Source organism: Pseudomonas sp. FP818 (assembly GCF_030687335.1).
Taxonomy (GTDB): domain Bacteria; phylum Pseudomonadota; class Gammaproteobacteria; order Pseudomonadales; family Pseudomonadaceae; genus Aquipseudomonas; species Aquipseudomonas shahriarae.
The window spans coordinates 5,281,454-5,299,675 of record NZ_CP117427.1 but is presented as its reverse complement, the minus strand read 5'-3'; the positions used below and the strand labels follow the sequence as shown (position 1 = coordinate 5,299,675).

The 18,222-nt window shown below is 60.8% G+C and carries 19 protein-coding genes; 11 read left to right on the top strand and 8 right to left on the bottom strand.

The window, feature by feature from the left end:
* Positions 1-12 precede the first annotated feature (12 nt).
* The 5 genes from PSH80_RS24215 (at position 13) to trpE (ending at position 5,335) form a co-directional block, all read left to right on the top strand.
* Positions 13-840, top strand: coding sequence for an ABC transporter permease (locus tag PSH80_RS24215; protein ID WP_029296783.1), 828 nt, complete (start codon positions 13-15; stop codon positions 838-840).
* A 216-nt stretch (positions 841-1,056) separates the two neighbouring features.
* Complete coding sequence (locus PSH80_RS24210) at positions 1,057-2,211, top strand: iron-containing alcohol dehydrogenase (protein WP_305418554.1); 1,155 nt, start codon at positions 1,057-1,059, stop codon at positions 2,209-2,211.
* Between the two features lie 84 nt (positions 2,212-2,295).
* Entirely contained in the window at positions 2,296-2,970 is a 675-nt protein-coding gene (rpe, locus tag PSH80_RS24205) for a ribulose-phosphate 3-epimerase (protein WP_057440329.1), read from the top strand.
* Entirely contained in the window at positions 2,967-3,785 is an 819-nt protein-coding gene (locus tag PSH80_RS24200) for a phosphoglycolate phosphatase (protein WP_057444298.1), read from the top strand. Before rpe ends, PSH80_RS24200 begins: the two co-directional genes overlap by 4 nt.
* Positions 3,786-3,853: 68 nt before the next feature.
* On the top strand, positions 3,854-5,335 hold the full coding sequence (gene trpE, locus PSH80_RS24195) for an anthranilate synthase component I (protein ID WP_169960154.1): 1,482 nt from the start codon (positions 3,854-3,856) through the stop codon (positions 5,333-5,335).
* Between the two features lie 152 nt (positions 5,336-5,487).
* Here the strand turns inward: trpE and estP are convergent, their stop codons facing one another.
* Positions 5,488-7,410, bottom strand: a complete 1,923-nt coding sequence (gene estP, locus PSH80_RS24190; RefSeq protein WP_305418550.1) for an esterase EstP — start codon at positions 7,408-7,410, stop codon at positions 5,488-5,490.
* Between the two features lie 418 nt (positions 7,411-7,828).
* Here estP and PSH80_RS24185 point away from each other — a divergent pair, with 418 nt between their 5' ends.
* From PSH80_RS24185 to PSH80_RS24170, 4 genes are all read left to right on the top strand, one after another.
* Positions 7,829-8,422, top strand: a complete 594-nt coding sequence (locus PSH80_RS24185) for an aminodeoxychorismate/anthranilate synthase component II (RefSeq protein ID WP_057440330.1) — start codon at positions 7,829-7,831, stop codon at positions 8,420-8,422.
* 9 nt (positions 8,423-8,431) lie between these two features.
* A complete protein-coding gene (gene trpD, locus PSH80_RS24180) occupies positions 8,432-9,481 on the top strand; it encodes an anthranilate phosphoribosyltransferase (RefSeq protein ID WP_032858515.1) in 1,050 nt (349 codons plus the stop codon).
* Complete coding sequence (trpC, locus tag PSH80_RS24175; RefSeq protein ID WP_057440331.1) at positions 9,478-10,314, top strand: indole-3-glycerol phosphate synthase TrpC; 837 nt, start codon at positions 9,478-9,480, stop codon at positions 10,312-10,314. Before trpD ends, trpC begins: the two co-directional genes overlap by 4 nt.
* Before the next feature lie 137 nt (positions 10,315-10,451).
* Entirely contained in the window at positions 10,452-11,147 is a 696-nt protein-coding gene (locus tag PSH80_RS24170) for a lipoate--protein ligase family protein (protein ID WP_198818291.1), read from the top strand.
* On the opposite strand, the gene crp is transcribed toward PSH80_RS24170, so the two are convergent.
* Positions 11,144-11,788, bottom strand: a complete 645-nt coding sequence (gene crp, locus PSH80_RS24165) for a cAMP-activated global transcriptional regulator CRP (RefSeq protein ID WP_057440333.1) — start codon at positions 11,786-11,788, stop codon at positions 11,144-11,146. The genes PSH80_RS24170 and crp overlap by 4 nt on opposite strands.
* Positions 11,789-12,021: 233 nt before the next feature.
* Between crp and PSH80_RS24160 the strand changes: the two genes are divergently transcribed.
* Positions 12,022-12,444 (top strand): OsmC family protein, encoded by a 423-nt coding sequence (locus PSH80_RS24160; RefSeq protein WP_005792019.1) that lies wholly within the window; start codon positions 12,022-12,024, stop codon positions 12,442-12,444.
* A 56-nt stretch (positions 12,445-12,500) separates the two neighbouring features.
* On the opposite strand, the gene coq7 is transcribed toward PSH80_RS24160, so the two are convergent.
* The 6 genes from coq7 to hemJ all read right to left on the bottom strand — a co-directional run bounded on the left by coq7 (position 12,501) and on the right by hemJ (position 16,955).
* A complete protein-coding gene (coq7, locus tag PSH80_RS24155) occupies positions 12,501-13,148 on the bottom strand; it encodes a 2-polyprenyl-3-methyl-6-methoxy-1,4-benzoquinone monooxygenase (RefSeq protein ID WP_029296753.1) in 648 nt (215 codons plus the stop codon).
* Between the two features lie 114 nt (positions 13,149-13,262).
* Positions 13,263-13,601, bottom strand: coding sequence for a histidine triad nucleotide-binding protein (locus PSH80_RS24150; protein ID WP_032858506.1), 339 nt, complete (start codon positions 13,599-13,601; stop codon positions 13,263-13,265).
* A 46-nt stretch (positions 13,602-13,647) separates the two neighbouring features.
* Entirely contained in the window at positions 13,648-14,433 is a 786-nt protein-coding gene (locus PSH80_RS24145) for an SDR family oxidoreductase (protein ID WP_057440334.1), read from the bottom strand.
* Between the two features lie 63 nt (positions 14,434-14,496).
* Complete coding sequence (locus PSH80_RS24140) at positions 14,497-15,459, bottom strand: DUF805 domain-containing protein (RefSeq protein WP_057440335.1); 963 nt, start codon at positions 15,457-15,459, stop codon at positions 14,497-14,499.
* 69 nt (positions 15,460-15,528) lie between these two features.
* On the bottom strand, positions 15,529-16,491 hold the full coding sequence (locus PSH80_RS24135; RefSeq protein ID WP_057440336.1) for a nitronate monooxygenase family protein: 963 nt from the start codon (positions 16,489-16,491) through the stop codon (positions 15,529-15,531).
* Between the two features lie 35 nt (positions 16,492-16,526).
* Entirely contained in the window at positions 16,527-16,955 is a 429-nt protein-coding gene (gene hemJ / locus PSH80_RS24130; protein WP_305418542.1) for a protoporphyrinogen oxidase HemJ, read from the bottom strand.
* Positions 16,956-17,091: 136 nt separating this feature from the next.
* Between hemJ and argC the strand changes: the two genes are divergently transcribed.
* Positions 17,092-18,126 (top strand): N-acetyl-gamma-glutamyl-phosphate reductase, encoded by a 1,035-nt coding sequence (argC, locus tag PSH80_RS24125; protein ID WP_057440338.1) that lies wholly within the window; start codon positions 17,092-17,094, stop codon positions 18,124-18,126.
* Positions 18,127-18,222 lie beyond the last annotated feature (96 nt).

Here is an 18,222-nt window from a genome sequence, read left to right as displayed (position 1 = left end):
GGAGCGCCTGAAATGTCCAGCAGTCCTTATATGTCACCCATCGAACGGGTGTGGTTCTACAGCTTGCGGATCCTTTGCGGCCTGATCCTGTTGTTCCTGATCCTGCCGGTGCTGGTGATCATCCCGCTGTCGTTCAACTCCGGGAGTTTCCTGGTGTACCCGCTGCAGGGGTTTTCGCTGCACTGGTACCAGGACTTCTTTGCCTCGGCGGAATGGATGCGCGCCTTGAAGAACAGCATCATCGTCGCCCCGGCGGCCACGGTGCTGGCGATGGTGTTTGGCACGTTGGCTGCTATTGGCCTGACCCGTGGCCACTTCCCCGGCAAGGCGCTGGTGATGGCCCTGGTGATTTCGCCGATGGTGGTACCGGTGGTGATTATCGGCGTGGCGAGTTACTTGTTCTTTGCCCCGCTGGGGCTGGGCAACAGTTTCTTTTCGCTGATCGTGGTGCATGCGGTGCTGGGCGTGCCCTTTGTGATCATCACCGTGTCGGCGACCTTGCAGGGCTTCAACCACAACCTGGTGCGAGCCGCGGCCAGCCTGGGGGCGTCGCCGTTGACCGCGTTTCGCCGGGTGACGCTGCCGCTGATTGCGCCGGGCGTCATTTCCGGGGCGCTGTTTGCCTTTGCCACATCGTTCGATGAGGTGGTGGTGACGCTGTTCCTCGCCGGGCCCGAGCAGGCCACCTTGCCTCGGCAGATGTTCAGCGGCATCCGCGAAAACCTCAGCCCGACCATTGCCGCAGCGGCGACCTTGCTGATTGCCTTCTCGGTGGTGCTGTTGCTGACCCTGGAGTGGCTGCGTGGGCGCAGCGAAAAACTGCGGACGGCGCAGGTCTGACTGCTGAAACCCGATCACCTGTGGGAGCTGGCTTGCCTGCGATGGTCTCGACTCGGTACACCTGATGCACCGAGTCGAGGCCATCGCAGGCGAGCCAGCTCCTACATTGACCGCGCCCGCTTTGAATGACCCAACCATTCAGCCGCTGAATGGCAGACAACCCGCATTCCCCAGCTATTCTTGTGCCAGCCCACCAATTTATAAGAGGCCGCGCACATGAGTACCTCCTCATTCAAGATCGCCCACAAATTGCTCACCGGCCCAGGCGCCATCGAGCAATTGGCCGCCGAGCTGACCCGGCTGGATATCGACAACCCGTTGATCGTCACCGATGCTGCGCTGGTCAAGTCCGGTACGGTGCAACTGGCATTGGCGCAGTTGGGTGATCGGCCCTACGAGATCTTCGACCGGGTGCTGCCCGACCCGGAGATCGCCATCGTGGAAGACTGCATGCAGGCCTACCGCGAAGGCGGGCATGACGGCCTGATCGGCGTTGGCGTGGGCGGTGGCAGTGCCATTGATATCGCCAAGAGCGTCGCCGCCTATGCCGGTTATCACGGCGCACTCGAGGATTTGTTCGGTGTGGACCAGGTGCCGCGCAAAGGCCCGCCGCTGATTGCCATTCCCACCACGGCCGGCACGGGGTCGGAAGTGACCAATGTGGCGATTCTGTCGGACAAGGCCGCGCAATTGAAAAAAGGCATCGTCAGCGACTACCTGCTGCCGGATGTTGCGCTGATCAGCCCGCAAATGACCCTGACCTGCCCGCGCAGTGTTACGGCTGCCAGTGGTGTGGATGCCCTGGTGCATGCCATCGAGTCCTATCTGTCCCTGAACGCCTCGCCAATCACCGATGCCCTGGCCATTGGCGCGATCAAGTTGATTGCCAACGCCTTGCCCAAGGCCTACGCCAATCCGGCCAACCTGCAGGCGCGTGACGATATGGCCACGGCCAGCCTGATGGCCGGCATGGCCTTTGGCAATGCCGGGGTGGGGGCGGTGCATGCGCTGGCCTACCCGTTGGGCGGGCGTTTCAACATTGCCCACGGGGTGAGCAACGCGTTGCTGCTGCCCTATGTGATGCACTGGAACAAGCTGGCCTGCGTCGAGCGCATGCAGGATATCGCCCAGGCCATGGGGGTGAATATCACGGGCTTGAGCGTCAACGATGCAGCGGACCAGGCGGTGGAGGCGATGACGCGACTGTGCGCCGCAGTGGAGATCCCTAGCGGCTTGCGCAGCTTCGGCGTGCCAGAGGAGGCGATTCCGGCCATGGCCTTAGAAGCCGCGGGAATCGAGCGCCTGATGCGCAACAATCCGCGCAAGCTCAGTGCGGCGGATATCGAGAAAATCTACCGCGCCGCGTACTAGTCATTGAGTCAGGTCACGGTGCGCGCAACAAAGCATGAGGTATACAATGCGCGCCATCGTGATTTAGCTCAGAAAAGGTGCGTCATGCAGCCCTTCGTAATTGCTCCATCGATTCTCTCCGCCGACTTCGCCCGCCTGGGCGAGGAAGTGGACAACGTGTTGGCCGCCGGTGCCGACTTCGTGCACTTCGATGTCATGGACAACCACTATGTGCCGAACCTGACCATCGGCCCGATGGTTTGCGCAGCGCTGCGCAAGTACGGCGTGACCGCGCCGATTGACGTGCACCTGATGGTCAGCCCGGTGGACCGCATCATCGGCGACTTCATCGAAGCCGGTGCGACCTACATCACCTTCCACCCGGAAGCCACGCTGCATGTCGACCGCTCCCTGCAACTGATCCGCGAAGGCGGCTGCAAGGCTGGCCTGGTGTTCAACCCGGCGACCCCGCTGGACACCCTCAAGTACGTGATGGACAAGGTCGACATGGTCTTGCTGATGAGCGTCAACCCGGGGTTTGGCGGGCAGAAGTTCATTCCCGGTACCCTCGACAAGCTGCGTGAGGCCCGTGCGCTGATTGACGCCTCTGGCCGCGATATCCGCCTGGAGATCGACGGTGGGGTCAACGTCAACAACATCCGTGATATCGCGGCGGCGGGCGCCGACACCTTCGTCGCCGGCTCGGCGATCTTCAACACCCCTGACTACCAGGCCGTGATTGCCAAGATGCGTGAAGAACTGGCGCTGGCGCGTCCATGAGCGGTTTTGAGCAGCTGTTCCCCGGTAAATTGCCGCGGCTGGTGATGTTCGATCTGGACGGCACCCTGGTCGATTCGGTGCCGGACCTGACGGCTGCGGTGGATCACATGTTGCTCAAGCTGGGGCGCAAGCCTGCCGGTATCGAATCGGTACGCGAGTGGGTCGGCAACGGCGTGCAGATGCTGGTGCGCCGTGCGCTGGCCAATCACATTGATGCCGAAGGTGTCGATGAGGTAGAGGCTGAGCACGCGCTGGAACTGTTCAACGCGGCCTACGAAGACGGCCACGAACTGACCGTGGTTTACCCCGGCGTGCGCGACACCCTCAAGTGGCTGCACAAGCAGGGCGTGGAAATGGCCCTGATCACCAACAAGCCGGAACGCTTCGTCGCGCCGCTGCTGGACCAGATGAAGATCGGCCGGTATTTCCGCTGGATCATCGGCGGCGATACCCTGCCGCAGAAAAAACCGGATCCGGCGGCGCTGTTCTTTGTGATGAAAATGGCCAATATCCCGGCGTCCCAGTCGCTGTTTGTCGGCGATTCGCGCAGCGATGTGCTGGCGGCGAAAGCGGCGGGGGTCAAGTGTGTGGCCTTAAGCTATGGCTACAACCATGGCCGGCCGATTGCCGAAGAGTCGCCGGCGCTGGTCATTGATGACCTGCGACTGCTAATCCCCGGTTGCTTGGGAGCGGGCGCTGAGATAACGTTGCCCGACGCTGTCCCATCCCCTTCTGGAAATCCCATCGTGGTGGTCACTCGCAAACTCTGGATGAAAGTCATCAAGGCCCTGGCCCGCTGGCGTTGGCGCGCCTGACTGATCCTGGCCGCGCTGCGGCACGTTTGCATACCTGACTGTTAGACCCTCACGCCACGAGGCACCCCATGATCCGCGAAGAATTCCTGCGTTTGGCCGCTGCCGGCTACAACCGCATCCCCATGGCCCGGGAAACCCTGGCCGACTTCGATACGCCGCTGTCGATCTACCTGAAACTGGCCGACGAGCCCAATTCCTATCTGCTGGAATCGGTGCAGGGCGGCGAAAAGTGGGGCCGTTACTCGATCATTGGCCTGCCGTGCCGCACGGTCCTGCGGGTGCATGACCATCACGTCAGCATCACCCATGATGGCGTCGAGATCGAAAGCCACGATGTGCAAGACCCGCTGGCCTTCGTCGAAGCCTTCAAGGCGCGCTACAACGTGCCAACCATTGCTGGTTTGCCGCGTTTCAATGGCGGCCTCGTGGGGTATTTCGGCTACGACTGCGTGCGTTACGTGGAGCAACGCCTGGGCAAATGCCCGAACCCCGACCCGTTGGGTGTGCCGGACATCCTGCTGATGGTTTCCGACGCGGTGGTGGTGTTCGACAACCTGGCCGGCAAGATGCACGCGATTGTGCTCGCCGACCCGGCCCAGGCCGATGCGTTCGAGCAAGGCCAGGCCAGCCTCGAAGCGCTGCTGGACAAGCTGCGCCAGCCGATCACCCCGCGTCGCGGCCTGGACCTCAGCCGTCCGCCGGCGGCCGATCCGGTGTTTCGCTCCAGCTTTACCCAGGATGACTACGAGCGCGCGGTCGATACCATCAAGCAATACATCCTCGCCGGTGACTGCATGCAAGTGGTGCCGTCGCAGCGGATGTCCATCGACTTCAAGGCGGCGCCCATCGACTTGTACCGGGCGCTGCGCTGCTTCAACCCGACGCCGTACATGTACTTCTTCAACTTTGGCGACTTCCACGTAGTGGGCAGCTCGCCGGAAGTGCTGGTGCGCGTCGAAGACAACCTGATCACCGTGCGGCCGATTGCCGGCACGCGCCCCCGTGGCGCGACCGAAGAGGCCGACCTGGCACTTGAAGAAGACCTGCTGTCCGACGACAAGGAAATCGCCGAGCACTTGATGCTCATCGACCTGGGGCGTAACGACACCGGACGCGTTTCGGAAATCGGCTCGGTGAAGCTCACCGAGAAGATGGTGATCGAGCGTTATTCCAACGTGATGCACATTGTGTCCAACGTCACCGGCGAGCTGAAGGCCGGCCTGACGGCGATGGACGCGCTGCGCGCAATTCTGCCGGCGGGCACCTTGTCCGGCGCCCCGAAGATTCGTGCGATGGAAATCATCGACGAGCTGGAGCCGGTCAAGCGTGGGGTCTACGGCGGCGCCGTGGGTTATTTCGCGTGGAATGGCAACATGGACACGGCCATTGCGATCCGCACGGCGGTGATCAAGGACGGCGAACTGCATGTGCAGGCGGGCGGCGGGATTGTCGCCGACTCGGTGCCGGCCCTTGAGTGGGAAGAAACCCTGAACAAGCGCCGGGCGATGTTCCGTGCGGTGGCATTGGCCGAGCAGACCCCGCAAGACTGACGGTCGATCCCGATCTAAATGTGGGGTTGGGCTTGTGTGGGAGCGGGCTTGCCCGCGATGGCGGTCTGTCAGTCACCGATGTAGTGACTGAACCACCGCTATCGCGGGCAAGCCCGCTCCCACATGGGTTTTATGTTGTTTTTAAGGCCGTATTAGAAATCCAGGCTCACTCCGACACTGACCCCTTGCTGGGTCAGGCTGTCATCCTTCCTCACGTTATACGCCGCGCGCAGTGCCAACTCCTGGGTGAGCTTGTGGCTGACCCCGAGACTCAAGCGATCCGAATTGCTGCGAGGGGTGTAGCCGTCGAGTTCGAAGCCGATCCCCTGCACGCTGTTGAGCGAAATATTCACCTTTTGGGTGTCATTTTCGAACTCATGCTCGTGAGCCACTTCGCCAAAAACCTGGGTTTGCGGGGTGACGCGGTAGCTGCCCTGCAGGCCAACGCCCAGGCGTTTGGAGTCGCGTTGCTGGTCGGCAAAGGTCAGCGCGGTGGAGCGGCTGCCTTTTTCCGAGTAGCCATCGACTTCGATTCGCGCATAGTCGGCGCTGATGAACGGCGACAGGTGCCAATCGCTGCCGACCCCGGCAATGTCATAGCCTACGCGGCCGCTCAAGGCCCAGAGCCAGCCGTCGGTGTCACCTTTTTCTGAGCCTTCGCTGACGCCCAGGGCGAACTTGCGCTTGAGGCTGTCGAAGTCCAGCCGGCCGCCGGTCAGCGCGGCATCGGCCCACCAGTGATTGTGCTGATACTGCGCGAATGCGCTGCCCATGTAGCTGTTGAGCTTGTAGTCCGAGTCGCTGGCGCCTGCTTCGAGAGTCTGGCGATACAGCCCGGCCGCGACACCTACGCGCCAGCTGTCGTCGAGACGATAGCTGCCGCCGACATTCAGGTTGTAGCCACTGCCGTCGCCACTGGCCGAGCTGCCTTGACCGTCGAAGTCCAGGCGCTGACCACCACCGGCGACAATTGCGCGCCATTGGCCGACGGCTTGCCAGTTGCCGTTGTCCGCCTGCCACTGGTTACGCAGCTCATCCTGATGGGCGCGCAGGGTGCCTTGGGCCATTTCTGGCAGCAGGCTCAGCTCCCAGGGGGCGGCGAGCAGCGAGTAGGCATAGTCGGCAATCAAGCGTTGCCCGGCGACGGTGGGGTGGACCGAGTCGTTGTAGATCAGCTTGGTCGGGTCCGGCTGGGTGCCGCCGATGCCATACGTCGGGTTGGCGGTGCAACTGTTGCCAGTGAAGCAGGTGCCGGTAAGGTTCTGCCCGGTCGCCAGGCCAAATCGGCCTGGGTCGGCGAAGGTTTCCTGCAACAGCAGTGGAATATTCAACGGGATGATCTGGGCGTCGATCTGCGACAGGCGCTGTACCAGTGCCTGGTTGAAAATAGTGCTCAGGGCGGACGTCCCAGCCTGCTGCGGCGTGCCGTTGATGGCGGGTGTCAGGCCCAGGTCGGGCAGCATCCACACCATGATGTAGCGCGCACCGGCTTGTTGCAGAGCCTGGGCGCTGTCGGCCAGGCGCCCGCCTGCGGCAACGGCTTGGCCTGGACTGAGGACGCGCTGTTGCAGGAAGTCATTACCGCCACCGGACAGAAAATACAGCGCGTTGGGGTCGGCCCGCCCACCGTTTGCCGGTAGATAACCCTGGCGACTGCGTAAAATAGTGCCCGCGCCCGCATTGCCGGGGGGGATCGCCGTGTCGGAGACTGAGGTGATGGAATCCAGGATGTTGTCGGTACGGTAGCCGCCGACCGCCCAGTTATTGCCGTCAGGCAAGCCTTGCGCGGCGCGAACCGGTGAGGTGGAGGCGTTCAGGTCGTTTGGCGCTACACCCAGTTTGGAGCCCAGCAGGGTCGATGAAACCAGGCCGTAGTCACCCTGGAATGTGGGGCCGGTACGGTTGGTAAAACGCAGGGTGGCACCGGACACACCATCGGGGAACTGGCCGGCGTCCGCCAGGCTATCGCCAAAAACCACCATGGTTGAATAAGGTGACGGTGCTGCAAACGCCTGCGCGCAGGCCAGTGCCAGGAGGCATCCGGCAAGGGGCGCAACAAAAGATGGTCTGAGCATAGGGATTCCATATGATTGTTTTTGTATCGGAAGTGAAACACTAGCAATGTAGAGGGAGTTTTCTGTGAGGAAAATCGTTTTTTCTTACAAAACCTTCGTCATGCCCCCCGTATTTGCTGCTCTATATTGCACCGCTGGCGAGGCTACGTTACTGTGCGGGAACGTATGAATGAGACCCTCCCCGTGTTGATCATCAGCAAACTCTTGATGCGAGTAGTCAAGGCACACGCCCGTTGGCGTTGGCGCGCCTGAATTTTCTCTGCCGGCCCGGCCGGACCTGTACCGATTTGCCTTCTTCACCCTTTGTTCGACGCCCCTTGCCGGCTGACCCTGGCAACCGGAACGTGCGTCTGGCAGCGGGTCACGCTCCTGGAAGGCGGTCATTCGAAATCAGTGAATTCAAGAGGTTTGAACCCACATGTTGCTGATGATTGATAACTACGACTCCTTTACCTACAACGTTGTGCAATACCTGGGCGAGCTCGGTGCCGAGGTCAAGGTGGTGCGCAACGATGAAATGACGGTGGCGCAGATTGCTGCCCTGAACCCGGAGCGTATCGTGGTTTCCCCAGGCCCCTGCACGCCGACCGAGGCGGGTATCTCCCTGGAAGCCATCCGTTTTTTCGCCGGCAAGCTGCCGATTCTCGGGGTTTGCCTGGGCCACCAGTCCATCGGCCAGGCATTTGGCGGCGACGTGGTGCGTGCCCGCCAGGTGATGCACGGCAAGACCAGCCCGGTGTTCCATAATGATCAAGGTGTGTTCCAGGGCTTGAACCTGCCGGTGACGGTGACCCGTTACCACTCACTGGTGGTCAAGCGCGAGACCTTGCCCGAATGCCTGGAACTGACGGCCTGGACCCAGCTGGAAGACGGCTCGGTCGACGAGATCATGGGCCTGCGGCACAAGACACTGAATGTCGAAGGGGTGCAGTTTCACCCTGAATCAATTCTGACCGAGCAGGGCTACGAGCTGTTCGCCAACTTTCTCAAGCAGAGCGGCGGCACGCGCTAAGGACTTTCCATGGATATCAAGACTGCCCTGAGCCGTATCGTCGGCCATCTGGACCTGAGCACCGCTGAAATGAGCGATGTCATGCGCGAAATCATGACCGGCCAATGCACCGATGCGCAGATTGGCGCCTTTATGATGGCCATGCGCATGAAGAGCGAGAGCATCGACGAAATCGTCGGCGCCGTCTCGGTGATGCGTGAACTGGCGGACAAGGTCGAACTCAAGACCCTCGACGGCGTGGTCGATGTGGTCGGCACCGGCGGTGACGGTGCGAATATTTTCAACGTTTCGACGGCATCATCCTTTGTCGTAGCCGCTGCCGGCTGCACCGTGGCCAAGCACGGCAACCGCGCGGTATCGGGCAAGAGCGGCAGTGCCGATCTGCTGGAAGCGGCGGGGATCTACCTGAACCTGACCCCGGTGCAGGTGGCGCGCTGCATCGACAACGTCGGTATCGGCTTTATGTTTGCCCAGTCCCACCATGGGGCGATGAAACACGCCGCGGGCCCGCGCAAGGACCTTGGCCTGCGTACCCTGTTCAACATGCTTGGCCCGCTTACGAATCCGGCCGGTGTGAAGCATCAGGTGGTGGGCGTGTTCAGCCAGGCGCTGTGCCGGCCATTGGCCGAAGTCCTGCAGCGCCTGGGCAGCAAACACGTGCTAGTGGTGCACTCCAAGGATGGCCTGGACGAATTCAGCCTGGCGGCCCCAACCTTTGTGGCCGAGCTGAAGAACGATCAGGTCACCGAATATTGGGTCGAGCCAGAAGACCTCGGCATGAAGAGCCAGAGCCTGCATGGCCTGGCGGTAGAAAGCCCGGCGGCGTCCCTTGAATTGATTCGCGATGCCCTGGGGCGTCGCAAGACCGAGAACGGTCAGAAAGCGGCAGAGATGATTGTTCTGAATGCTGGCGCGGCACTTTATGCAGCCGATCACGCCTATAGTCTTACAGAAGGTGTCGCCTTGGCCCACGATGCGCTGCATACGGGTCTGGCTCGCGAAAAGCTCGAAGAGCTGGGAGCATTCACGGCCGTATTCAAGATGGAGAATGAAGGATGAGCGTGCCAACAGTTCTGGAAAACATCCTCGCCCGCAAAGTTGAAGAAGTGGCCGAACGCCGCGCACGGGTGAGCCTGGCCGAGTTGGAAAACCTGGCAAAAAGCGCCGATGCACCCCGCGGCTTTGCCAATGCCCTGATCACCCAGGCCAGGCTCAAGCAGCCAGCGGTGATCGCCGAGATCAAAAAGGCCTCGCCGAGCAAAGGCGTGATCCGCGAGAACTTCGTGCCGGCAGAGATTGCTGCCAGCTATGAGAAGGGCGGGGCAACTTGCCTTTCGGTGTTGACCGATATCGACTATTTCCAGGGTTCCGACGCTTACCTGCAACAAGCCCGCGCCGCGTGCAAGTTGCCGGTGATCCGCAAGGACTTCATGATCGACCCGTACCAGATCGTCGAGGCCCGGGCGTTGGGCGCGGATTGCGTGCTGCTGATCGTTTCGGCGCTGGACGACGTGCAGATGGCCGAGTTGGCGGCGGTTGCCAAAGGCGTGGGCCTGGATGTGCTGGTCGAGGTCCATGACGGTGACGAACTGGAGCGCGCGCTGAAAACCCTCGACACACGACTGGTTGGGGTCAACAACCGCAACCTGCACACCTTTGATGTCAACCTGGAAACCACCCTGGACCTGCTGCCGCGCATTCCTCGTGACCGCCTGGTGATTACCGAGAGCGGGATCGTCAACCGTGCGGATGTGGAGTTGATGGAAATCAGCGACGTGTATTCGTTCCTGGTCGGCGAGACCTTTATGCGTGCGGAGAATCCAGGGGCGGAGTTGCAGCGCCTGTTTTTCCCGGAGCGTGGTCTACCGATCAGTGGTTCGACACTGGATTGATGTGAAACGCGGACACTGTGGGAGCTGGCTTGCCTGCGATAGCATCACCTCGGTGCAACAGAGACACCGAGGCGACAGCATCGCCGGCAAGCCAGCTCCCACATTTTTTTGTGTTTATTCAGAAAGGTAGGTGTTCGATGATCCAACCCGTAGCGATGACCGTTGAAGCAGGCCTTGCCGCCGAGCAGGACTTGCTGGCCGCCGTCTGCGCGGGTGAACAATCCTTCGGCCTGCTGTTCTGGCAGCCCAGCGACCAGGCACTGGTGATGCCTCGCCGTCTGAGTCGCCTGCCCGCGTTTGAAAGCGCCAGTCAGGTATCGGCCGCCCACGGTTGGCCGGTATTGCTGCGGGAAACAGGGGGGGAGCCAGTGCCGCAGTCTGCGGCGACGGTGAATATCGCACTGGTCTACGCGCCGCCCCGTAGCGAAGGCGACCAGGGTCGCATCGAGACCGGCTACCTGCGCCTGTGCCAGCCCATTTGCGACTTGCTGACCGAGTTGGGCGGCGATGCCTCTGTGGGCGAAATCGACGGGGCCTTTTGCGATGGCCGCTATAACGTCAATCTCAACGGACGCAAGATGGTCGGTACTGCCCAGCGCTGGCGCCAGAGTGGCGGGCGCCCGGTAGGCCTGGTGCATGGCGCATTGTTGCTGGAGAACCATCGTGAGGAACTGATTGCAGCGGTCAATCGCTTCAATCAGGCGTGCGGCCTCGAGCAGCGGGTGCGTGCCGACAGCCATATCGCCCTGCATGAAGCCTTTGCTGCGCCGGATGCCATCAGCCGCCTCGACGGTTTATACCGGCAGATGCTGGCACAGGTGTTTGCGCACTAGCGAGTGCCGAACACCACCATCGTCTTGCCTTTGACGTGCACCAGGTTGCGCTCTTCCAGATCCTTGAGCACTCGACCGACCATCTCCCGTGAGCAACCGACAATCCGGCCGATTTCCTGGCGCGTAACCTTGATCTGCATGCCGTCTGGATGGGTCATGGCATCCGGCTGCTTGCACAGTTCCAGCAAGCAGCGGGCGACGCGCCCGGTGACGTCGAAGAACGCCAGGTCACCGACTTTGCGCGTGGTGTTGCGCAAGCGCTGGGCAATCTGGCCGCTCAGGGCATAAAGGATGTCCGGATCTTGTTGGGCCAGTTCGCGAAATTTCGCATAGCTGATTTCTGCGACCTCACACTCAATCTTCGCCCGCACCCAGGCGCTGCGCTCCTGTTCTTTCCCCGCTTGTTCAAACAGGCCCAGCTCACCGAAGAAATCACCGGTATTGAGATAGGCGATGATCATTTCGCGACCGTCGTCATCCTCGATCAGGATCGTGACCGAACCTTTGATAATGAAAAACAGGGTTTCCGAGCGTTCCCCGGCGCAGATGATGTTCTGCTTGGCCGGATAGCGTTGCCGCTGACAATGGGTCAGTAACTTATCGAGGTTCTTGATCTTGGGTATGGGGGTAATAGCAACCATGGTTGTATCCCGAAAAGACTGCACGGTGTGGTTGGGCTGGTATTTTTATAGAGCGGATCCATCCGGAGGATGGCAATGCGCCATAGATTTGGCGTCAGCTTAACAGACACATTCTGACTCGATCAGGGAATTTACCTATCAAAGTCTGCTGTTGAACGTATTTGGGCAGAACACTGCGCTTGCGGGGGCCTGTGATAAGCTGGCGCCCCTTTTTTAGCAGTGGAGTCTGGGCGATGAAGGCACGCATCCAATGGGCGGGCGAAGCCATGTTCCTCGGTGAGTCGGGCAGTGGCCATGTGGTGGTCATGGATGGCCCGCCGGAAGCCGGTGGCCGCAATCTGGGTGTACGGCCCATGGAAATGCTCCTGCTCGGCGTGGGCGGTTGCAGCAACTTCGATGTGGTCAGCATCTTGAAGAAGTCGCGCCAGGCGGTGGAAAGCTGCGAAGCCTTTTTGGAAGCCGAGCGCGCGACTGAAGACCCGAAGGTGTTCACCAAGATCCATATGCATTTTGTGGTCAAGGGGCGTGCGCTGAAGGAAGCGCAGGTCAAGCGGGCCATCGAGCTGTCGGCGGAGAAGTACTGCTCGGCTTCGATCATGCTCGGCGCGGCAGGTGTGGCCATTACCCATGATTACGAGATCATTGAGTTGGGCTGATCGCAGGACCTTATGACAAAAAGAAAGGGCGCTTTGCAAGCGCCCTTTTTTGCAGCTCAGATTCGGTAGGTGCTTTTGGTCATGACCTTGGCCATCAGGCTCATGCCAAACCTCACCGGCGCCGGGAAGCGGAAACCGCCGGCATCCAGCGCACTTTCTGCGTGGTGTTCCTCGTCGATACGCATCTGCTCAAGAATCGCCCGGGACTTTTCATCCTCGGCCGGTAGTTGCTCCAGGTGCTCATCCAGGTGTTTGCACACCTGATGTTCGGTCGCGGCGACAAAACCCAGGCTGACCTTGTCGCTGATCAAGCCGGCAGCGGCGCCGATGCCAAACGACAGACCATAAAACAGTGGGTTGAGCACACTGGGGTGGCTGCCCAATTGGCGGATACGTTGTTCACACCAGGCCAAGTGGTCGATTTCTTCCTCGGCCGCGTGCTCCATGGCTGCGCGTACTTGCGGCAGCTTGGCGGTCAGGGCCTGGCCCTGGTAGAGCGCCTGGGCACAGACTTCGCCGGTATGGTTGATGCGCATCAGGCCGGCGACATGACGGGTATCCGTTTCGCTCATTTGTGCTTCGGGTTGCACGATGGCAGGTGACGGGCGATACGGCTGGCCGCTGAAGGGCAGCAGTGTGCGCATGGCTGTGTCGGCCTGCAGCAACAGTCGGTCAATCGGCGAGTAGTGACGTTGGGTAGTCATGCTGACCTCCGGGAAAAATCTCGGCGGTCAGTTTACCGCAAGAGAGGGGCGTGCGTTTGCGCTGGGTCATGCTTCTTGCAGGAGCCGGCAAGCCGGCTCCTGCAATGGCGGGTTTCAGCCGGGTGGCCAGTTCATCTGGCGTTGACCCAGTACATGCATATGAATGTGATAGACGGTCTGGCCGCCATCTTCATTGCAGTTCATCACCACGCGAAAGCCTTTTTCACAGCCTTGTTCTACGGCCAGGCGCTGGGCGGTGAACAGGATGTGTCCAGCCAGGCCTTTGTCTTCTTCCGTCAGGTCGTTGAGGGTACGGATCGGCTTTTTCGGAATCACCAGGAAATGCACGGGGGCCATTGGCGCAATATCGTGGAAGGCCAGGACCTGGTCATCCTCGTAGATAATCCTCGCGGGTATTTCTCTGTTGATGATCTTGGTGAACAGAGTATCCACAGCTGTTTCTCCATTATGAAAGTGCAGGGTGAGTGTACCCAGCAGGTCAACGCGGGCAATAGGCCTTGTTGATCGCGCCGGCAATCTTGCGGGTCAACCAGCGTGGGCTCAAGCGTGGGCTGAACGCCAGCCAGCGGTTACGGCGACCGGGAACAATGATCGCTTTGTTCTTTGCCAGGGCTCGTACGGTGTGCAGCGCCACTTCTTCCGGGCTCATCAGCTGCTGACGGTCCAGCTTGGCGGTGTCCATCTGTGCGGTGCCGAAGAAGGCAGTGCGGGTCGGGCCGGGGCAGAGCACTGAGACCTTGATACCACAGCTTTTCAGCTCTTCGCGCAGACCTTCGGAGAAGTGCAGTACATAGGCCTTGCTGGCGTAGTAGGTACTCATCCATGGCCCCGGCTGGAAGGCCGCGACGGAGGCGACGTTAAGAATCTGCCCACCACCGTGCAAGGCCATGGAGTTACCCAGCGCATGGCACAGGCGGGTCAGGGCGAGGATGTTGACTTCGATCAGGTCCTGCTCGGTCATCCAGTCCTGGGCCAGGAATGGGCCGCTGGTGCCAATACCGGCACAGTTGACCAGCAAGTCGATCTGCCGCTCGCCTTCTTCCAGCTCCAGCAGGAACCCGGACAGGCGCAGTGGCTCGCCCAGGTCACAGGCGCGGAACAGCACCTCGACGCCAAAACGTTGGGTCAGCTCTATGGCAATACTTTCCAACTGATCACGCTGGCGGGCCACCAGAATCAAGCTGCGGCCGCGACGGGCCAGTGCTTCGGCCAAGGCCAGGCCGATGCCACTGGAGGCACCGGTGATCAGAGCGTAACGGGTCATGCATTTCTCCATCGCAACGCCACCGCGCCTGCGACAGATGCGTCACAGGCGTGGGGCGTTTCTTCATTCTTGCGGAGAGTCTACAGGTTCGGCCGCATCGTCAGCACTTTGCACATCTTCTTCACCGGCGATGACGCTCTGGTCAGCTTCTTCATCGGTGGACATGGAGCTGCTTTCGTAGCCACTGTCCACGCTGGTTTCGAGCTGGTCCAGGTAACCGCCCATGGCCAGCATCACTGCGGCGGCGAATATCAATGGGAGCATCGCCAGCCACAGGGTGGCCAGGACCTTTACTGCGGTCGAGTTGCGTGGCGGTGGTGCACCATATTGGTTGGCGCCTGCATTGCCGGGCAGCACGATCAACAGGATCGGGAAAATGCTGCCCACGATCGGCACCAGGTTCAGGAACCATAACCAGCCGGACCAGCCCAGGTCATGCAGGCGCTGCACGGTGATCAGGACGCTCATCCACACCGATGCCACGAGCAAGACCAGACCAAGCAGTGAACCAATGATGATCGCCGCAGTGGGAGATGCCGCGGCAATACCCACGCCCACGGTGAACAAGGCGCCCACGATGGCGAACAGCGCCAGGCTCAGGACCAGGGTCCAGGCCAGGAAACGCAGGCGCCCGATACGGCCGTTGACGGTGAACACGTTGAGGGTGGAAAACTCTGGAAGGTCATCCCCCACGGCTGCGCGCGGTGGTGCATACGGCGAGGTGGCCGGGCGCGAAAAATCGGAGGCGCCGGAGTCGGTCTCGTGGGTTTCAGCCAGGTTGAAAGCCACAGGCTGTTCAGCTTCGATGCGCGCATCCACCCCGGCGTTTTTCAGGGCGGCCAGGTAGGTTTCGGCATCGGGGCGAGACAGGTCGCGCTTGAGGGCGACTGGACGCCCGGTGAAGAGCTTTTCGATCGCCTCGACTTCGCTTTTGAACAATTCGGCCAGGTTCAGCTTGGCGGTGGTGCTTTCGACACCCGGGAGCAAGGCTCCATCAAACACAATCTTGAAACGGTTGTCGCTCATGCAGGCATCCTTGTCACTTTTCAGGGGGGTAATGCTGGCCTGCCTCATTCGGCAGGCCAGGCGGGTGGGTCAGCGCGGCCAGCGCAATTGTGCTGCGTGCTCGCGCGCCTTGCGGTATTCGGCATCAAGGCGGGCAACCAGTTCATCGACACTGGGTAAATCGTCAATCTCACCGACGCCTTGGCCGGCGGACCATACGGTCTTCCAGGCTTTGGCCTCGTCGCTGAGTGGTTTGAGCTTGGAGCCAAAGTTGACTTCGCCCTTGCCTTGCAGGGCGGCGAGGTCGAAACCGGCGTTTTCCAGACTCTGGCGCATAAAGCTTGCAGGTACGCCGGACACCGCCGGAGTGTGCACGATATCGGCTGCGCGCGATGTGAGCAGCATCTCTTTATAGGCATCGGGGGCGTGGCTTTCGGTGGTGGCGATAAAGCGCGTGCCGAAATACGCGAGATCAGCCCCGAGCAATTGCGCGGCGAGGATTTCGTGCCCATGGTTCAGGCAGCCGGCCAGCAACAGGGTCTTGTCGAAGAACTGGCGAATTTCGGCGACCAGCGAAAACGGGCTCCAAGTGCCGGCGTGGCCACCAGCCCCTGCCGCCACCGCGATCAGCCCATCGACCCCGGCTTCGGCGGCCTTTTCGGCATGGCGCCGAGTGGTGACGTCGTGGAACACCAGGCCGCCGTAGCTGTGTACGGCGTCTACCAATTCCTTGACCGCGCCCAGGCTGGTGATAACGATCGGCACCTTGTGCTCGACGCAAATCGCCAGGTCAGCCTCAAGGCGCGGGTTGCTGTGGTGCACGATCAGGTTGACCGCGTAGGGCGCAGGGTTGTCCAGCAGCGCCAGGCCCGCTTCGATTTCTTCCAGCCAGGCCTTGAAGCCACTGCTTTCACGCTGGTTGAGTGCCGGAAAGCTCCCGACCACGCCATTGCGGCAGCACGCCAGGACCAGTTGCGGATTGGAAATCAGGAACATCGGCGCAGCCACCACGGGCAGGCGCAGACGTTGTTCAAGCAAAGCGGGCAGCGACATTGGAAGTACCCCGGATTAAGTGCGGCTAAGTAGAGTTAGAACGGCTTGACGACGACCAAAATTACAATAGCCAGCAATATCAGAACCGGCACTTCATTGAACCAGCGATAAAAGACATGGCTGCGGGTGTTTTCGCCACGAGCAAAACGTTTTACCTGAGCGCCACACATATGGTGGTAACCGATCAGGATCACCACCAGGGTCAGCTTGGCGTGCATCCAGCCACCCTGGCTGAAGATGCTCGGGTTAAGGCTGATCAACCAGATGCCGAATACCAGCGTGGCGATCATCGACGGCAGCATGATGCCCTTGTACAGCTTGCGCTCCATGATGCAGAAGCGTTCCTGGCTGACGGCATCCTGGCTTTGTGTGTGGTAGACGAACAGGCGCGGCAGGTAAAACAGCCCGGCAAACCAGCAGACAATGCTGACGATATGGAAGGCTTTGAGCCATAGATAAAGCATTTTTAGTTATTCCCAGGTTCACGGTAACTGGAGATAGTAGAGGTTAGAGCGTGCGTACGTCACCTTGACGGTTGTCGCAGAACGATACGGCCCCTATTATCGACGGCTTTCCAGTGGGTTCGTTGAGGGCAGGTTTATGGTCAAGGTCGGTATCGTCGGCGGCACGGGTTACACCGGTGTCGAATTGCTGCGTCTGTTGGCTCAGCATCCGCAAGCTGAGGTAGTGGTCATTACCTCCCGATCCGAGGCCGGCCTGGCCGTTGCCGATATGTACCCCAACCTGCGCGGCCATTACGACGGCCTGGCGTTCAGCGTTCCGGATATCAAGACCCTGGGCGCCTGCGATGTGGTGTTTTTCGCGACCCCCCACGGTGTTGCCCATGCGTTGGCCGGCGAGCTGCTGGCCGCAGGGACCAAGGTCATTGACCTCTCGGCGGACTTCCGTTTGCAGGATGCCGATGAGTGGGCCAAGTGGTACGGTCAGCCCCATGGTGCTCCAGAGCTGCTTGAAGAGGCGGTGTACGGCTTGCCAGAGGTTAATCGTGAGCAGATCAAGCAGGCGCGTCTGATCGCCGTGCCGGGTTGCTATCCGACGGCTACCCAGTTGGGTTTCCTGCCGCTGCTGGAAGCTGGCCTGGCGGACGCCTCGCGCCTGATTGCCGACTGCAAGTCGGGCGTCAGCGGCGCTGGCCGCGGTGCAGCGGTAGGCTCCTTGTACTCCGAGACCTCGGAAAGCATGAAGGCTTATGCCGTAAAGGGGCATCGCCATCTGCCGGAAATTCGCCAGGGGCTGCGGCGTGCGGCGGGCAGTGACGTCGGTCTGACGTTCGTGCCGCACCTGACCCCGATGATCCGTGGGATTCACTCGACACTGTATGCAACGGTCGTGGATCGCTCGGTGGATCTGCAGGCATTGTTTGAAAAGCGTTATGCCAATGAGCCGTTCGTCGATGTAATGCCTGCCGGTAGCCACCCGGAAACCCGCAGCGTGCGTGGTGCCAACGTGTGCCGGATTGCCGTACATCGTCCGCAGGATGGCGACTTGGTGGTGGTGCTGTCGGTTATCGATAATCTGGTCAAGGGCGCCTCGGGCCAGGCTGTGCAGAACATGAACATCTTGTTCGGCCTTGATGAGAAGCTCGGCTTGTCCCACGCCGGCATGCTGCCTTAAGGCGTTGGCTGCTGTGCAAAAGGCCCGTTGATCGGGCCTTTCGTGTTTTTAAGGGGTGCCGGGCAGATTGATATACCGTAACAATAGTTGACCGCT

Excerpts from the sequence above, each read along its gene's own strand:
- PSH80_RS24215 (WP_029296783.1), top strand. The coding sequence starts at position 13 with ATGTCCAGCAGTCCTTATATGTCACCCATCGAACGGGTGTGGTTCTAC.
- PSH80_RS24210 (WP_305418554.1), top strand. The coding sequence starts at position 1,057 with ATGAGTACCTCCTCATTCAAGATCGCCCACAAATTGCTCACCGGCCCA.
- rpe (WP_057440329.1), top strand. The coding sequence starts at position 2,296 with ATGCAGCCCTTCGTAATTGCTCCATCGATTCTCTCCGCCGACTTCGCC.
- PSH80_RS24200 (WP_057444298.1), top strand. The coding sequence starts at position 2,967 with ATGAGCGGTTTTGAGCAGCTGTTCCCCGGTAAATTGCCGCGGCTGGTG.
- trpE (WP_169960154.1), top strand. The coding sequence starts at position 3,854 with ATGATCCGCGAAGAATTCCTGCGTTTGGCCGCTGCCGGCTACAACCGC.
- estP (WP_305418550.1), bottom strand. The coding sequence starts at position 7,410 with ATGCTCAGACCATCTTTTGTTGCGCCCCTTGCCGGATGCCTCCTGGCA.
- PSH80_RS24185 (WP_057440330.1), top strand. The coding sequence starts at position 7,829 with ATGTTGCTGATGATTGATAACTACGACTCCTTTACCTACAACGTTGTG.
- trpD (WP_032858515.1), top strand. The coding sequence starts at position 8,432 with ATGGATATCAAGACTGCCCTGAGCCGTATCGTCGGCCATCTGGACCTG.
- trpC (WP_057440331.1), top strand. The coding sequence starts at position 9,478 with ATGAGCGTGCCAACAGTTCTGGAAAACATCCTCGCCCGCAAAGTTGAA.
- PSH80_RS24170 (WP_198818291.1), top strand. The coding sequence starts at position 10,452 with ATGATCCAACCCGTAGCGATGACCGTTGAAGCAGGCCTTGCCGCCGAG.
- crp (WP_057440333.1), bottom strand. The coding sequence starts at position 11,788 with ATGGTTGCTATTACCCCCATACCCAAGATCAAGAACCTCGATAAGTTA.
- PSH80_RS24160 (WP_005792019.1), top strand. The coding sequence starts at position 12,022 with ATGAAGGCACGCATCCAATGGGCGGGCGAAGCCATGTTCCTCGGTGAG.
- coq7 (WP_029296753.1), bottom strand. The coding sequence starts at position 13,148 with ATGACTACCCAACGTCACTACTCGCCGATTGACCGACTGTTGCTGCAG.
- PSH80_RS24145 (WP_057440334.1), bottom strand. The coding sequence starts at position 14,433 with ATGACCCGTTACGCTCTGATCACCGGTGCCTCCAGTGGCATCGGCCTG.
- PSH80_RS24140 (WP_057440335.1), bottom strand. The coding sequence starts at position 15,459 with ATGAGCGACAACCGTTTCAAGATTGTGTTTGATGGAGCCTTGCTCCCG.
- PSH80_RS24135 (WP_057440336.1), bottom strand. The coding sequence starts at position 16,491 with ATGTCGCTGCCCGCTTTGCTTGAACAACGTCTGCGCCTGCCCGTGGTG.
- hemJ (WP_305418542.1), bottom strand. The coding sequence starts at position 16,955 with ATGCTTTATCTATGGCTCAAAGCCTTCCATATCGTCAGCATTGTCTGC.
- argC (WP_057440338.1), top strand. The coding sequence starts at position 17,092 with ATGGTCAAGGTCGGTATCGTCGGCGGCACGGGTTACACCGGTGTCGAA.